This is a genomic window from Porphyromonas sp. oral taxon 278 str. W7784 (assembly GCF_000467855.2).
Taxonomy (GTDB): domain Bacteria; phylum Bacteroidota; class Bacteroidia; order Bacteroidales; family Porphyromonadaceae; genus Porphyromonas.
Map to the genome: position 1 here is coordinate 341,711 of NZ_KI259230.1, position 14,720 is coordinate 356,430.

Below are 14,720 nucleotides of genomic sequence, written 5' to 3' on the forward strand. Positions count from 1 at the left end.
TCCAGCATGTGGTAGCTGGAGGGGGCGATGTCGTGCTTGTCTGAGGCTGTAGGCTCAGTGCTAAGAGAGGGGGTCTTCGTCCTCTGTCGGCGGGTAAGCTGTGGCGTCGAAGGTGGGGGAAGCTGGGGTAGAAGCCGTCGGGGCAGTCCCTCGGCTCGCCTGCTGATGTATCCGAGCGTGGGTAGCTACGATCTCGGTGACGAGGGTGCTCGTACCTGATCGGTCTACCTCCCGTACATACTCGATACGACCCGCTATGGAGAGGATAGAGCCTTCGTGTGCCTGCTCTAGGAGGATACCCGTGCTACCACGAGCTACGATCCGGTGCCATAGTCGCTGGGTATAGCTCTTACCCCCTTCTCGCCCCGTGACCTGCTCCTCAGTCTTGAGGCGAAGATGCACCTCGGGGAAGTCGGGGGCGAGGTAGTGGATGGTCGGCTCCTCGGTGACTTCGCCCGTGAGTATGACTTGGTTGGTAGGCGGTAGCTGTGCCATTGGGCTTAGCGATTCAATACCTTGTTCTTGGCGATGACAGCCACGTAGTCCTTGAGGTAGTTAGGGGTCCAGTAGGCTGTATCTACGAAGTCTCCCCGCTCGAAGGCTTGGCTAGCCAGTGGAATCATCGCTGAGGCTTGAGGGGCGAAGCCTTCGTCCCAGACTTCGTAGCTCGACTGAGGCCAGAGGCCACGGGTCTTCGTCGCTCCATTGCCGACGAGGATAGGGTGTGGAGCGTCTTCGAAGAGGGGATGCTCTTCATCTAGTACGGCAGCATAGTCCTCGGAGAGACGCTTCCCCTGGCTGTCGAAGCGGGCTGCATAGACCTCCATACGACGGGCGTCCAGCAGGGGGAAGATCGTAGCCTCCTGCCCCTCGGGAAGGGCGCTGATGCCCTGATGAGCTAGGAGCTCAAGCGTGTCGACGGCTAGCAGGGGGAGCTGGTAGCCAAGGCAGAGACCCTTGGCAAGAGAGGCTCCTATGCGAAGGCCTGTATAGCTCCCTGGGCCAGCACTCACGGCGATGGCGGAGAGCTGGTGCCCCTCGGCCTTAGCCCAGCGGATAAGTTCGTCGACCATGGGGGCAAGCGCAGCGGCGTGCCCCCCTTCAGGGGCTTCGATGGATCGGGTGGCCAAGACTTCTGCCCCACGGCCTAGCGCAGCACTGCACATCGTCGTAGAGGTCTCTATACAAAGGATCATGATAGGGATGATTAAGGGAGGTAGCGTGTTAGTCGATGACGAGCTCTACGGGGCAGTGATCGGAACCATAGATCTCGGTGAGGATCTTAGCCGAGGTGAGTCGGGGTACAAGCCTCTCTGAGGTGACGAAGTAGTCGATACGCCAGCCGGAGTTGCGCTCACGTGCCTTGAAGCGGTACGACCACCAGGAGTAGATGTCCCGCTGATCAGGGTAGAAGTGACGGAAGGTATCTACGAAACCCGCATCGAGGAGCTCTTGGAACTTCCCACGCTCTTCGTCGGTGAAGCCAGCGTTCTTGCGGTTGGACTTAGGGTTCTTCAGGTCTATCTCCTTGTGGGCGACATTGAGGTCACCGCAGACGATCACAGGCTTCTTCTTGTCCAGCCCCTTGAGGTATGCTCTGAAGGCATCTTCCCAGGTGACACGATACCCCAGGCGGCGGAGGTCGTCTTGGGAGTTAGGTACGTAGACGGTGACGAGATAGAAGTCAGGGTACTCCAGCGTGATGACTCGTCCCTCGGTGTCATGCTCAGGGATGTCGATGCCGTAGGCTACAGAGAGGGGTTCATGACGCGTGTAGATCGCCGTGCCCGAATACCCTTTCTTCTCGGCAAAGTTCCAGTAGGAGGTGTAGGTCGGGAGTTCTGCATCGAGCTGGCCGGCCTGCATCTTGGTCTCTTGCAGGCAGACGAAGTCAGCATCTAGTTCCTTAATGATATCGGGGAAGCCTTTACCAAAGACGGCACGGAGGCCGTTGACGTTCCAGGAGATGAATTTCATTCGTTGTTGACTGATCTTATTGCTTGTAGTGGGTGGGGTCTTCGATCCCTGCTTCTTGCATCGCTTCACGACGCTCGATGCAGGTAGCGCACGAGCCACACTGGAGGTCACCACCCTCGTAGCAACTCCAGGTCTCAGCGTAGTTGATGCCTAGGAGCTTGCCGTGGCGAGCGATGTCCCCCTTAGATATATCGGTATAGGGAGCAGTGACTTCGACGGCATTGCTTGTCCCCTGCAGGATGGCCTCATGCATCGGGCGGATGAAGGAGGCACGACAGTCGGGATAGATAGCGTGATCCCCGAAGTGATTGGCTAGATAGACCTTCGTGAGTCCTCGGCTCTCAGCGAGCCCAGCGGCGATGGAGAGCATGATCCCATTGCGGAAGGGGACGACGGTGGCCGCCATGTTCTCCTCGTCGTAGCTCCCCTTGGGGATAGCTCCTCCCCCCTCAAGGAGAGCACTACGGAAGTGCTGCCCGATGAAGGAGAGTGGGATGGTGAGGTGCTCGATGCCTAGACGCTCGCAGTGGAGGCGAGCGTAGGGGAGCTCCCGTGCATTGTGCTTCGAGCCGTAGTCGAAGGACACCGCTAGCGCTAGGCTATCTTGGTACTCGTAGAGGAGGGTTACACTATCCATTCCCCCTGAGAGGACGATGAGGCCGTCTTTAGTCGTCATAAGCAGGCTATAGGAAGAAGCTCAGGATGATCTGAGCGGAGATGATACGGACGAACATACCCACAGGGTATACGATCGCATAGGCTACCGAGCTGGAGCGAGACTCGTTGATGGACATAGCGTAGTCTAGGGCCATGGAGTTGGCCATCACGCCACAGAGCATCCCGACGGTCTCGGCGTGGGTCTTCTTGTAGCCGAAGAGCGAGATGAGCCCCACGATCATCGTCGGGAGCACGGTGATGAGGAAACCAAGACCGATCCAGAGGAGGCCATCGCCATGGATGATCATCTCGAAGAAGTGGGAGCCACTAGCCAGACCAAGACCAGCGAGGTAGAGGATGATCCCCAGTTGCTTGATTAGCTGTGTGGCGCTATTACTCATATAGGTGGCGATGCGGAAGCGAGCTCCGAAGGCTCCCATGAGTATGCCTATGATGATGGGGCCGCCAGCGAGACCGAGCTTGATGGGCATGCTGAGCCCCGGGATCGTCAGCGGGATCGACCCGATGATACAGCCCATAGCCAGACCGAGGAAGAAGCTGAAGAGCTTCGGCTTGTCTAGCGTGTTGATCGAGTCCCCGAGGAACTTCGCTGCACGCTCAACCTCCTGTGCTTCACCGACGACGGAGAGCCGGTCGCCCAGCTGGAGGTAGAGGTCGGGAGTCGCTAGGATCTCGATGCCTGCTCGGTCGATGCGGGTGATATTGATCCCGTACTGATTGCGCAGGCGCAGGGCTCCGAGCTTAGCGCCGTTGACCTTGGAGTTAGTGATGATCAGGCGCTTGCTGATGAGTTGGGAGTCGATGGCGTCCCAGTCGATGTCGGGGCGGTTCCAGTCTCGGCTCTCGGCTCGCTTCCCAAAGAACGCCTCCATCTCCTCTAAGTCTTCGGGATGGATGAGTACCAGCAGGTGATCCCCTTCGTTGAGCACCGTCTGCGAGGAGGGGATGATGAGGTTGTCACCCCGCCAGATACGGGAGATGATGAAGTGCTTGTCCTCTAGGCGTACGGCCTCGAGGATGGTCTTGCCGAAGAGGACGCTATTAGTCAGCTCCAGCTCCGTAATATAGGTATTGCTGGCGGACTTATCCTCGGTAGGTTTGCTCCGTCGTGGGTCAACGAAGTTGAGGACAATAATGGCTAAGATCATCCCGACGACACCGAGTGGGTAGGTGAGGGCACAGCCTAGTGCTAGGTCGGCGATCTCACGGGCTCCACTGGGGCCGAGGATGTCCTGCATCGTACTCTGTACGGCTGCGAGCATGGGGGTATTAGTCACAGCTCCAGACATGATGCCCAATAGGTTCGGCACGGAGATACCGCAGACCAGGTGGAGGATGACCACGAGGATCAGCCCGATAGCGATGACCAGAAGCCCGAGCATATTGTACAGGATCCCTTGACTCTTGAGTGAGGGGAAGAAGGAGGGACCTACTTCGACCCCGAGGGCGTAGACGAAGAGCGACAGGCCGATGGTCTGGGCAAAGCTATTCATCTCAGGGTGGACACGGACACCGAAGTGCGCTGCTAAGATCCCGACGAAGAAAACGAAGGTGATCCCCAGAGAGAGCTTGCCCACCCGAAGCTTCCCCAGGGATAGCCCCAGGGCAGAGACGAGGGTAAGCCAGACGAGGGTCTCCAGCACCGACGGGGTGACGAAGACGTCTCGTAGCCACGTATTTATTGCCTCCATTGATTGTAGTGAATGATTGGTCAGCAAGAAGCGTAAAGGCTTTGCCTCGGCAAAAGTACCACTTTTGTTGCGATTTGTTAAGTCCAGGAAGGGGGACTTGAGGGGCAAGGCTTCCTACCTCCTTCTTCCCCTAATAATATGAAGGAGCGCCTACCTCTGTCGTGAGCCTCCACAGCCTTCTGGAATCACTGCTTCTCAAGAGCTTAGAGATAGGCTTGTCGAGACGAACTAGAGGGGAAGGTCAATGAGCCTCGGTAGGGAGCACCTTCGGGTAAGGTGTCTTGAGCTATACTGCCCGCTCATTCGACCTTCTATTTTTACTCCTCGGGAGGCACTACTGTTGCCTCTTGGGTGGTACTACTGCTTCCTCCTTGGTGGCGCTACTGCTTCCTCTTTAGCCTTAATTTCACTCCGTTCCTTCCCCCGACGAGCGCCAAGACATGGCCTATTCCCCGCTATCTACGCCCGAGAAGGAGTAGGCGAGAGCTCCCTTGACTAGCGCTCCTCAGCCAACGGCAGGCTCTGAGGCTGAACAAGTCAGACAATTTGTGTATTTTAGCGGTATATTGTACCCTGTGTACATACCCCTAGTAGTGTCGAATCAATGACAGAGCTTAAGCCCAAGTCTAGAGATCGCATTCGTGCAGCTCTCTCCGCCCTCAAAGCCTTCAGCAGGCGACATCCGTCCTTGCGCTACATCATCACTGGTGTGCTGGCTTTTGTGCTGATCTTCCTCGTCGGAGATAGCAACCTCTTCAACTACCTGAGGAACGAGCGACGTAAGGCCTTCATACAAAGTGAATACAATCGCTATCGCCCTCAGTACGAAGCCGACAGCGCCCGTCTAAGCGATATCCGAGACAACCGAGAGCATATCGAGCGTATCGCTCGTGAGCAGTACTATATGCATATCCCTGGTGAGGAGGTCTTCGTCCTAGCTCCGGATAGTCTTGACCCCTCGAAGTAGAGTAGACCGCATTATGAACAAGCAGTACAAGTACCTCTATATCGTCAGCGTCCTCCTCCTGCTGAGTGGGGCAGCGCTGGCCGTGATCGATCATCCCGTCTTCGATATCATCTATGGCTTAGGTGCCTTTGGCTATGCTGCGTACTACCTACTGACGCCTACGGATGAGCTCACGGGGACGCTTCGCCGAGCCATACGTATGGGCGTCTTCTCGGGACTTCTCTTCCTGATCTCGGCTGCAGCTCGCTTCGATACGTTTGCTACCTTTGGTCAGGGTCTATGGCTAGTCTTCCTGGCTCTAGGGCTCATCTATATGATCTACGGGAATGTACTCCTCTATATTGACGAACGAAAGAAACAATGAAATCTAACCCTATAGCGCCTGAAGGCAAGATCCGGTCGGAACGCCTGACGGTACCGGGGGGCAAGAAGCCTCTCCTTCGACTCTACGTCGATAGTGCAGAGCCGACGACCCTGCTTCCCTTCCTCATCAAAGCCCTTCCCGACAAGAGCCGAACTACCATCAAGCAGCTCCTACATGACCGCTTCATCTCGATCGGTCTAGAGGCTACGACCCAGTTCGACGCCCCGCTTAAGGCCGGGGACGAAGTGAATATACATCCAGCGCCTCTCCCGAAGAAGTTCACCCATAAGGGTATCGAGATCCTCTATCAGGATGAATACCTCATCGTCATCCACAAGGAGGCGGGCCTGCCTACCGTGGCTAGTGGTGAGGAGAAGGACAAGACAGCGCTCCGTCTGCTCTCGGACCACCAGAAGAGCTTCAACCCTCGTGCTAAGGTCTACCACATCAATCGCCTTGATAAGGATAGTGCGGGCTTTGTAGTCTTTGCCAAGAGTCGCGACTTGCAGTGCGAGCTGAGCGACCATTGGTCTCGCTACGTGAGAGGCCAGCACTTCGCTGCCGTCCTCGAGGGGCACCCCCAGACAGATAGCGGTATCCTCCTGCCCCCTCCCTCCGAGCTAGATGCGAAGAAGGATCGAGGGGCGAAGAAGGGGAAGACCACCGGTGCCAAGCCCAGCTCAGACGATGAGCGTACGGCGGGGCGAGCCGAGTGGCATACTCTGGTGAGCGGGCCTAGCCGTGCGCTCGTCTCGGTAGCGCTCCTGACGGGGCGCAACAATCGCCTACGTCGACAGTTCGCACAGCTCCGCCTACCGATAGCCGGGGACTGGCGCAATGGCTCTACAGAGAAGGAGCTCGGGCGAGTAGCGCTCGAGGGGACGCATCTGAGCTTTGTCCACCCTGTGACGGGCAAGCTCCTAGAGTTCCGTCAGCCGATACCTCCGCTCTTCCGGAAGCTCGTCAAGGGCGCCCAAGTCGCAACTAAAAATCCTAAGAAAACAGTGAGAAAATAGACCCACTAGTTAATCGTAAAGTATAATGACCACACAACAAAAACTGAAAAGGGGAGCACATGCTCCCGCACACTGGCCTTACTCAGCCATGCGAAGCATCTTCTTCGCCCTAGGCCTTCTCCTCTCTACGGTAGGCCTCAGCGCACAGATCGTACGTGATGCCGTCAGCTGGACTCGCTCCGTGGAGGATAAGTCCCCTACAGAGAAGGTCCTCGTCTTCACTGCGCAGGTCAAGGGGGAATGGCACCTCTACGGTACCGATCTCCCTAAGGGCGGACCTACACCTACACACCTCCTCGTCGACAAGATCTCTGGTGCCGAACTCGTCGGAGGCCTAGTCGCTAGCCAGAAGCCCATAGAGAAGTTCGACCCGAACTTCGAGATGACGCTTCGCTTCTATAGCGGGAAGGTATCCTTCCGTCAGAAGATCCGCATCACTGACCCTAAGAAGTTCGCCCTCGTGGGAGCTGTACGCTATATGGTCTGCAATGACGAGCAGTGCCTGCCCCCGACGAACTTCGAATTCACCATCCAACCCAAGGAGCTAGGTAAGCTGGGGGAGTCCGTGCCTGCAGCGCAGACCACCACTGAGACTGCTGAGACCCCTGCAGGCGCTTCTGGCCTGGGGGAGGCTCAGCCCTCCGATAGTCTCCCTGCAGTAGCTGAAGCCACCGCTAGCGTAGCGACTGACTCCGCACAGACCGCTGTCTCTGACCTCTGGGCACCTGTGATCCCAGAGCTCAAGGCCTATGGCGACAAGGCGCTCAACCAAGCCGACGGATCGCTATGGATGCTGCTACTAGGAGGGTTCCTCGGAGGGCTCGTGGCTCTCGTCACCCCCTGCGTCTGGCCGATGATCCCGATGACGGTGAGCTTCTTCCTCAAGCGTACCTCCGACAGGAAGAAGAGTATCCGTGACGCCCTGCTCTACGGGGTGGGTATCATCGTCATCTACGTCTCTCTGGGGCTGATCGTCTCTGCTATCTTCGGACCAGCGACACTGAATGACCTAGCCACGAATGCCTACTTCAACGTAGCCTTCTTCCTGCTCCTGGTCATCTTCGCTATCTCCTTCTTCGGAGCCTTTGAGCTTGTCCTCCCCTCCTCGTGGACGACGAAGATGGACCAGAAGGCAGACTCTGCCTCGGGCTTCATCAGCATCTTCTTCATGGCCTTTACACTGGCCTTAGTCTCCTTCTCTTGCACGGGCCCCATCATCGGCACGCTCCTAGTACAGGCAGCGACTTCCTCTACGGGGATCCTGGCTCCAGCAGTAGGGATGCTTGGCTTTGCCCTAGCACTCGCCCTGCCCTTCACGCTCTTCGCCATCTTCCCCAACCTACTGCAGTCGATGCCTAAGAGCGGGGGATGGATGAACTCCGTCAAGGTAGTGCTTGCCTTCATCGAGCTAGCCCTCGCCCTGAAGTTCCTCTCTATCGCTGACCTAGCGTATGGCTGGCGTATCCTGGACCGTGAGGTCTTCCTCTCCCTCTGGATCGTCATCTTCATCCTCCTCGGACTATACCTGCTGGGTAAGATCCGCTTCCCTCACGACAGCCCTCAGGAGAAGACGCCTATCCCTGCGCTCTTCCTAGCGATCGTGTCCTTCTCCTTCGCCGTCTACATGATGCCAGGCCTCGTCGGTGCCCCCCTGAGAGCTATCAGTGCTTTCGCCCCACCTCTTCGCACGCAGGACCTGAACCTCTACAACGGGGAAGTGCATGCTAAGTTCGACGACTATGACGCTGGTATGGCCTATGCTCGTCAGGTAGGCAAGCCCGTAGTCATTGACTTCTCTGGCTACGGCTGCGTCAACTGCCGTAAGATGGAGGCCTCCGTCTGGATAGACCCGAATGTCAAGAGCCTTCTAGAGAATGACTACGTCCTGATCACCCTCATGGTCGACGAGAAGACACCACTGAAGGAGCCTATCGAAGTCCAGGAGAACGGCGAGACAGTCAAGCTTCGTACGGTAGGGGACAAGTGGAGCTACTTCCAGCGTATGAAGTTCGGTGCCAATGCCCAGCCCTTCTATGTACTCCTCGACCATGAGGGTAAGCCCCTCGGCCCTTCGAGAGCTTATGACGAGGATGTACCCGCCTATATCAAGTTCCTCAAGGCTGGCTTGAGCGAATTCGAGCAGCGTAAGTAATCCCACCACGTACCTTCTATTTATATATGGGTATACAGCATAGTCGAGAGGAGAAACTAGCGGCCTTTGGGCGCCTCCTGGATGTCATGGACCGCCTCCGCTCCGAGTGCCCTTGGGATCGGGAGCAGACGACAGAGAGTCTCCGCACCAATACCATCGAGGAAGTCTATGAGCTCTCCGATGCTATCCTCTCGGGAGCACCCGAAGAGATCAAGAAGGAGCTGGGGGATGTACTCCTCCATGTTGTCTTCTATAGCAAGATCGGAGAGGAACAGGGATCCTTCGATGTCGCCGATGTCGCCAATGCTCTGTGTGACAAGCTGATCTTCCGCCATCCCCATGTCTACGGCGAGACTGAAGCCTCTACCTCCGAGGCCGTCATAGAGCGCTGGGAGGAACTGAAGCAGAAGGAGAAGAACGGCAATAAGACCGTGCTCTCCGGCGTCCCCTCCTCCCTGCCCGCCCTGATCAAGGCCTACCGCATCCAGGACAAGGCTAGAGGTGTCGGCTTCGACTGGCAGCACCCAGAGGATGTCTGGTCGAAGGTCGAGGAAGAGCTCTCCGAGCTCCGTGGTGCCATCACCTCAGGCTCAGTAGAGGATACAGAGGCCGAGTTCGGTGACTTCCTCTTCAGTATCATCAATGTAGCTCGTAAGTACAAGGTCAACCCCGATAATGCCCTCGAGCGTACCAACACCAAGTTTATCCGTCGCTTTGGCTACATCGAAGCTCGGGCGAAGGAGGAGGGGCGTACGCTCAAGGAACTCTCGTTAGAGGAGATGGATGCACTCTGGGATGAGGCCAAGAAGCTCGAAGCTAAGCCTTAGCGCTCAGCCCACGCTTTAGTCCGTCCTCCCACCCATCTCCACTAGCTTCTCACTGGGCCTACTGGTCCTATTTGCCTGACCTCTAGAGGCTGATAGGGCTAGTAGGCTCACTGCTTTTCATCCGTCTAGATGCCTATGTCTCACCCAGACTCACCCATTCGACTCCTCTCTTCCTGCAAAGGATGCCTTCGCCCTAGCTCAAGCGATCACATGGATGCTCGAGCACCCAGAGGAGCGTAGAGCTATGGGGCAGAAGGGTAGGGAACGTATAGCACGAGACTTCAGCCCTGAGAGCTATTGCCAGCTCTTCGCCGAGCTCTTTCGCTCTCTCGCTCGGTAGTACAAGTTCTGGGAATTTATTAGGGTACTCCCTACTCCCTTGACAGGCTACATCCTATGTAAAGACTAGGCTAAGCTTGGGGCACTCGGTAGTGTAGCTTCTGAGTATCTGGCAGTGTAGTCTCTGACCACCTGCTACTCTCAGCTCCGAGCCCGATCCCATATAATTTACTTCTTTCGTCTACGCCTCCTCCCGTGGGGCTTTGCTTGAGCGAGCGGAGCTAGAGAGACGGGTACGACGACCTATTTACTCAATGATAAATATGACCACCACCTATACCGAGGCCCATGGCGCTTCAGTAGTGCGCTTTGCGGATATCGAGATACTCCGCTATGAGATTCCTGGGTTTGCCTCCCTGCCTTTAGAGCGGAAGCTATTCATCTATCACCTCAGTGAAGCGGCTCTGGCAGGACGGGATATTACCTTCGATCAGAATGGCCGTCATGGCCTGCGTCTACGTGCCTTCTTCGAGGGGATCTACTTGACCTACTCGGGAGACAGAGCTTCCGAAGCCTTCCAGGCACTCGAGACGTATCTCTTCCGTCTCTGGTTCTCATCCGGTATCCATCACCACTATGGCTCGGAGAAGTTCGAGCCTGCCTTCTCCCGAGCTTACCTCCTAGAGATCCTAGCCGAGGTACAGCGGGAAGGCCAGCTCCTTCGCTATCGAGGGCAAGAGCTGGAAGAACTGCTTCAGCTGATCTTTGACCCTCAGGTCGCCCCTCGCCGTACCGTGCAGAGTGGCGATGAAGATCTAGTGCAGGCTTCGTCGGCGAACTTCTATGCCCCCGGGGTGACACAAGCGGAAGCAGAAGGCTTCTACGCCCGTGCTTACGAAGATCTCTCCGAGGCAGAGCGTCAAGCTCCCCCTTCGCTCGGGCTGAATAGTCGCCTTGGGAAGAGCGTGGATGGTGAGCTCTACGAAGAGGTCTACAAGCAGGGAGGCCTCTATGGTGAAGCCCTCACACGCATCATCGCTTCACTGAAGTCGGCCGTTGCCTATGCCGAGACAGACGAGCAGCGACGTACGATACTCTCCCTCATCGACTACTACAAGACGGGGGATCTGGACAAATATAATGACTACTGCATCTCTTGGGTAGAGGATACGAAGCCGGAGGTAGACTTCATCAATGGCTTCACCGAGGTCTACACCGATCCTCTAGGCACGAAGGGGATGTGGGAGAGCCTCGTGCATGTCCGTGATCACGAAGCTAGTCAGCGGACTGAGAAGATATGCTCCGAGGCCAAGTGGTTCGAGGATCATGCTCCCGTTGATCCACGCTTCAAGAAGAAGGAGCCACGAGGCGTCTCGGCTACCGTCGTCTCGGTAGCTATGCTCGCGGGAGACTCATACCCCGCTACTCCTATAGGTATCAACCTGCCGAACGCAGACTGGATACGTGCTACGCATGGCTCTAAGTCGGTGACGATCGACAACATTCATCGGGCCTATCATATCGCCTCGCAGCACAGCGGGATGGATGAGGCCTTCGTCCCCGACCCTTCGGTACGTGCGCTCCTCGAGAAATACGGCGAGGTCACGGAGCATCTCCATACCGACCTACACGAATGTCTAGGACATGGCTCGGGGAAGCTCCTCCCAGGTGTCTCGGCGGACGCCCTTGGAGCGTACCATTCGACCCTAGAGGAAGCACGGGCAGACCTCTTCGCCCTCTACTATATGGCGGATGAGCATCTCGTCGAGCTGGGGCTACTACCCGATCGGGAGGCCTATAAGGCTTGTTACTACCGCTACCTACTCAATGGTCTAGTCACGCAGCTCGTGCGTATCCGTCCGGGACACGTGCTGGAGGAGGCGCACATGCGCAATAGGGCCCTTATCGCTCGCTACGTGCTGGAGAAGGGGAGTGCACTCGGTGCTCTGGAGCTAAAGGGCCTAGAGCTGATCATCCATGACTATGAGGCACTCCGTCCGATCCTCGCCGAACTTCTGGCCGAAGTACAGCGTATCAAGAGTGAAGGGGATCAGGGGGCAGGCCGTGCTCTCGTCGAGCGCTATGCGATCGAGATCGACCCGAAGCTCCATGAGGAAGTCCTAGCCCGCTACGAGCAACTCCATATCGCTCCCTACAAGGGCTTTGTGAACCCAAGGCTAGAGCTGGTCTATGATGAAGCGGGCGGTATCACCGATGTTCGTGCCGACTACACCGAAGGCTATGCCGAGCAGATGCTCCGCTATAGCCGGGAGTATGCTACCCTGCCTCTCGATCCCGTGACGGCAGAGGAGCTTCGTCACCCTATGCCCTCAGAGCAGGCGCTCCTCGAAGCTAAAGAGCTAAGGACACAGCTACGTCGAGTGATGGATGGGCAGGTAGCTTCGTCGATGCGGGACAAGGGCCTGCACTACGGGATCAACTTCGGTCTGACGCTCGACTATATCCTTCGTCTAGCAGAGAAGCAGCCCAAGCGTACGGAGCTGGCTACCTACCTGCTTTCCCGTGATGTACGGGAGCTCAAGCTGATCGGTCAGCTCATCTATCCTGCCGAGGCAGTGACGTACGAAGTGGCTACGGAGCTAGCTCGTTCCTCGTTCGCTAACCCCGAACTGAGGGACTACCTCGCTAAGCACCTCTTCGACCGCACGCCCTCTGCTCCCTACTGGGCACTGGATTGGATCTTTACGGATGCCGATCAGCGCTGGGAGGATGTCCTGCCTGTAGCCTTCACCGTCCTAGCCCGATGGTTCTCCCGAGGCTTCATGCTGGAGACAAAGGCATGGGCGACGAAGCTCCTTCGGGAGAGCCTCGCCTTCCTCTCCTCTGACGAAGTCCCTTATCCCACACCTCTCCAGCGCTCCGTCCTCCTGATGCTCAAGCGTTGGGGGCGTACAGACGCCGAGATGCGTACTCATCTCCTTGCTTCGACCGAGCTATCCGCTTGGGAGGAGGGAGACAATCCCGTCCAGCAGGAATTTGCTGCCGACCTACGCTTCGAACTAGAAGAATATCTCACCACTCAATAGTTCCATTCCGATGAAACGAATCCTCGCTTTCCTAGCCTTTGGGCTGTCTCTCACCTCCTTTGCTTCGCAGTCGCAGCCTACGCTCCCTGCTGAGCTCAAGATGGAGAAGCCTCGCAAGGTGCGCTTCCCCTTCTACTACTTCGAGCGTGCTGTCAATGGCAACCTCATCGGCCGAGGCTCCGACCAAGCACTCTTCTGCATCTACACGAGCCACACACGGGGCTACCAGCTTGATGCCCTGACTATCGATCTCACCGGCACTACTGATCTCCGTGATGTCACAGCGCTCAAGCTCTACCGCACGAAGAATAACGACCGCTTCGACCCTCGTGATCCAGGCGAACTGCTTGCCACAGCGAAGGTCAGTAAGAAGGGGCTCGTCCCCTTCAAGATCAATAAGCAGCTCAAGGAAGAGGATGCCCTCTGGGTCGTTGCCGACATTGCTCCTAAGGCAAAGGAAGGTCACCAGGTCTCCGCCGAAGTCTCTACGATCATCGCTGACAACCTTGAGCTCGAGGGACTCACTACCGAGCGTCATACGCAGGAGATCGTCCTACAGCGTACCCTCCTCTGGGCACCAGGGGAAGCAGGATCGAAGCACTACCGTATCCCTGGGATCGTCCGCCTGTCGGATGGCACTCTGGTAGCGAGTATCGATCGACGTAAGGAGAAGGACGGCGACCTCCCCGCCGATATTGACGTCGAGGTCAAGCGTAGTAGCGACGACGGTCGCACGTGGAGTGCACCGATCACTGTCGCCACGGGTACTAAGGAGCATGGCTATGGCGATGCTGCTATGGCTACCGATGGCAAGACTATATATATGGTGATGGTCGGTGGGGCAGGTCTTTGGACCTATCCCTCGATCACCAAGGAGCCCACGCAGATGTACTTCACCAAGAGTTCGGATGGCGGGAAGACCTGGGAGCCCCTTACGAATATCACCAAGCAGGTCTACCTCGGCCCCTATGCTTGGGGGGGCTTCTTCGCCTCGGGTAATGGGATCATCACCTCTAAGGGGCGTATCGTCTTCGTCGCCGCTCAGCGCACAGACCAGAGCTGGGGAGGGGCGATGGACAACATCCTCGTCTATTCGGATGACAAGGGGAAGAGCTGGCAGATCTCTTCGCCCGCCCGTCATGATGGCGACGAATCGAAGGTCGTCGAGCTCTCTGATGGTTCGCTCCTCGTCTCTAGTCGCAATCGCGCCTCTGGGGCTAATGCCCGCACCTACATCCTGACACGTGACGGAGGGAAGACCTGGATGCCTGCTGGCACTTGGCCCGAACTGACGGGGAATGCTTGCAATGGTGCCTTCGCTCGCTACCAGCCTATCGGCAAGGGTCGAGGGGAGCAGTCGAAGTACCTCCTACATACCCTACCTGCCAGCCCCACACGTGATCACCTTCGTCTCTTCCTCAGCAAGGACGAGGGGAAGACTTGGCCTGTCTCCCGTGAGATCTGCCGAGGCGAATCCGTCTATAGCGAAGTGATGGTCTTCCCCGACGGCACCATCGGGATCATCAGTGAGGAGAACGATCGCCCAGCCTTCGATATTTACTTCACGCGCGTCTCTCTGGATTGGCTCCTCTCGGGGACTCCCAGCACTAGCCGTTAGCAAGGGCAAACCCTTCATTTTCGTCCCCGCCATTGAGGGGCGAAATGATGCACCCTCTACGAGGTCCAAAAGAAACCTACTGTGGGTCGCATCGACGACCTACC

Annotated in this window: 12 protein-coding genes and 1 pseudogene; 8 read left to right on the forward strand and 5 right to left on the reverse strand. The window is 57.0% G+C overall.

The features are described from left to right. Positions 1 to 60: 60 nt before the first annotated feature. Genes HMPREF1556_RS04360 through HMPREF1556_RS04380 form a run of 5 tightly spaced genes read right to left on the reverse strand, consistent with a single transcriptional unit; the run spans position 61 to position 4,346 of the window. Positions 61 to 495, reverse strand: coding sequence for a single-stranded DNA-binding protein (locus tag HMPREF1556_RS04360; protein ID WP_021667079.1), 435 nt, complete (start codon positions 493 to 495; stop codon positions 61 to 63). Between the two features lie 5 nt (positions 496 to 500). Then, entirely contained in the window at positions 501 to 1,196 is a 696-nt protein-coding gene (tsaB, locus tag HMPREF1556_RS04365; RefSeq protein WP_021667080.1) for a tRNA (adenosine(37)-N6)-threonylcarbamoyltransferase complex dimerization subunit type 1 TsaB, read from the reverse strand. Between the two features lie 28 nt (positions 1,197 to 1,224). Further along, positions 1,225 to 1,977 carry an exodeoxyribonuclease III gene (locus HMPREF1556_RS04370; RefSeq protein WP_021667081.1) on the reverse strand — a complete coding sequence of 251 codons (753 nt, stop codon included), beginning with the start codon at positions 1,975 to 1,977 and terminating at the stop codon, positions 1,225 to 1,227. Positions 1,978 to 1,993: 16 nt separating this feature from the next. Next, the gene (gene queC, locus HMPREF1556_RS04375) at positions 1,994 to 2,653 is read right to left on the reverse strand and encodes a 7-cyano-7-deazaguanine synthase QueC (RefSeq protein ID WP_021667082.1); all 660 of its coding nucleotides are present in this window, start codon (positions 2,651 to 2,653) and stop codon (positions 1,994 to 1,996) included. A gap of 7 nt (positions 2,654 to 2,660) precedes the next feature. Then, positions 2,661 to 4,346 carry a putative transporter gene (locus HMPREF1556_RS04380; RefSeq protein ID WP_021667083.1) on the reverse strand — a complete coding sequence of 562 codons (1,686 nt, stop codon included), beginning with the start codon at positions 4,344 to 4,346 and terminating at the stop codon, positions 2,661 to 2,663. Positions 4,347 to 4,950: 604 nt separating this feature from the next. Between HMPREF1556_RS04380 and HMPREF1556_RS04385 the strand changes: the two genes are divergently transcribed. From HMPREF1556_RS04385 to HMPREF1556_RS04415, 8 genes and pseudogenes are all read left to right on the forward strand, one after another. Continuing rightward, positions 4,951 to 5,313, forward strand: a complete 363-nt coding sequence (locus HMPREF1556_RS04385; RefSeq protein WP_021667085.1) for a septum formation initiator family protein — start codon at positions 4,951 to 4,953, stop codon at positions 5,311 to 5,313. Between the two features lie 13 nt (positions 5,314 to 5,326). Beyond that, positions 5,327 to 5,677 (forward strand): hypothetical protein, encoded by a 351-nt coding sequence (locus tag HMPREF1556_RS04390; RefSeq protein ID WP_021667086.1) that lies wholly within the window; start codon positions 5,327 to 5,329, stop codon positions 5,675 to 5,677. Next, a complete protein-coding gene (locus HMPREF1556_RS04395) occupies positions 5,674 to 6,693 on the forward strand; it encodes a pseudouridine synthase (RefSeq protein ID WP_021667087.1) in 1,020 nt (339 codons plus the stop codon). The genes HMPREF1556_RS04390 and HMPREF1556_RS04395 overlap by 4 nt, the downstream gene beginning before the upstream one ends. A gap of 88 nt (positions 6,694 to 6,781) precedes the next feature. Then, the gene (locus tag HMPREF1556_RS04400; protein WP_021667088.1) at positions 6,782 to 8,845 is read left to right on the forward strand and encodes a cytochrome c biogenesis protein CcdA; all 2,064 of its coding nucleotides are present in this window, start codon (positions 6,782 to 6,784) and stop codon (positions 8,843 to 8,845) included. Positions 8,846 to 8,871: 26 nt separating this feature from the next. Next, positions 8,872 to 9,672 (forward strand): nucleoside triphosphate pyrophosphohydrolase, encoded by an 801-nt coding sequence (gene mazG, locus HMPREF1556_RS04405; protein ID WP_021667089.1) that lies wholly within the window; start codon positions 8,872 to 8,874, stop codon positions 9,670 to 9,672. A 187-nt stretch (positions 9,673 to 9,859) separates the two neighbouring features. Further along, positions 9,860 to 10,012 (forward strand): annotated as a pseudogene (locus HMPREF1556_RS08935) (glycosyltransferase); the annotation flags it as partial. 262 nt (positions 10,013 to 10,274) lie between these two features. Next, positions 10,275 to 12,998 (forward strand): peptidase M49, encoded by a 2,724-nt coding sequence (locus HMPREF1556_RS04410; protein ID WP_052332615.1) that lies wholly within the window; start codon positions 10,275 to 10,277, stop codon positions 12,996 to 12,998. Between the two features lie 10 nt (positions 12,999 to 13,008). Next, positions 13,009 to 14,616, forward strand: a complete 1,608-nt coding sequence (locus HMPREF1556_RS04415) for a sialidase family protein (RefSeq protein ID WP_021667092.1) — start codon at positions 13,009 to 13,011, stop codon at positions 14,614 to 14,616. Positions 14,617 to 14,720 lie beyond the last annotated feature (104 nt).

Coding starts and splice junctions, on each gene's coding strand:
- HMPREF1556_RS04360 (WP_021667079.1), bottom strand. CDS start 495: ATGGCACAGCTACCGCCTACCAACCAAGTCATACTCACGGGCGAAGTC.
- tsaB (WP_021667080.1), bottom strand. CDS start 1,196: ATGATCCTTTGTATAGAGACCTCTACGACGATGTGCAGTGCTGCGCTA.
- HMPREF1556_RS04370 (WP_021667081.1), bottom strand. CDS start 1,977: ATGAAATTCATCTCCTGGAACGTCAACGGCCTCCGTGCCGTCTTTGGT.
- queC (WP_021667082.1), bottom strand. CDS start 2,653: ATGACGACTAAAGACGGCCTCATCGTCCTCTCAGGGGGAATGGATAGT.
- HMPREF1556_RS04380 (WP_021667083.1), bottom strand. CDS start 4,346: ATGGAGGCAATAAATACGTGGCTACGAGACGTCTTCGTCACCCCGTCG.
- HMPREF1556_RS04385 (WP_021667085.1), top strand. CDS start 4,951: ATGACAGAGCTTAAGCCCAAGTCTAGAGATCGCATTCGTGCAGCTCTC.
- HMPREF1556_RS04390 (WP_021667086.1), top strand. CDS start 5,327: ATGAACAAGCAGTACAAGTACCTCTATATCGTCAGCGTCCTCCTCCTG.
- HMPREF1556_RS04395 (WP_021667087.1), top strand. CDS start 5,674: ATGAAATCTAACCCTATAGCGCCTGAAGGCAAGATCCGGTCGGAACGC.
- HMPREF1556_RS04400 (WP_021667088.1), top strand. CDS start 6,782: ATGCGAAGCATCTTCTTCGCCCTAGGCCTTCTCCTCTCTACGGTAGGC.
- mazG (WP_021667089.1), top strand. CDS start 8,872: ATGGGTATACAGCATAGTCGAGAGGAGAAACTAGCGGCCTTTGGGCGC.
- HMPREF1556_RS04410 (WP_052332615.1), top strand. CDS start 10,275: ATGACCACCACCTATACCGAGGCCCATGGCGCTTCAGTAGTGCGCTTT.
- HMPREF1556_RS04415 (WP_021667092.1), top strand. CDS start 13,009: ATGAAACGAATCCTCGCTTTCCTAGCCTTTGGGCTGTCTCTCACCTCC.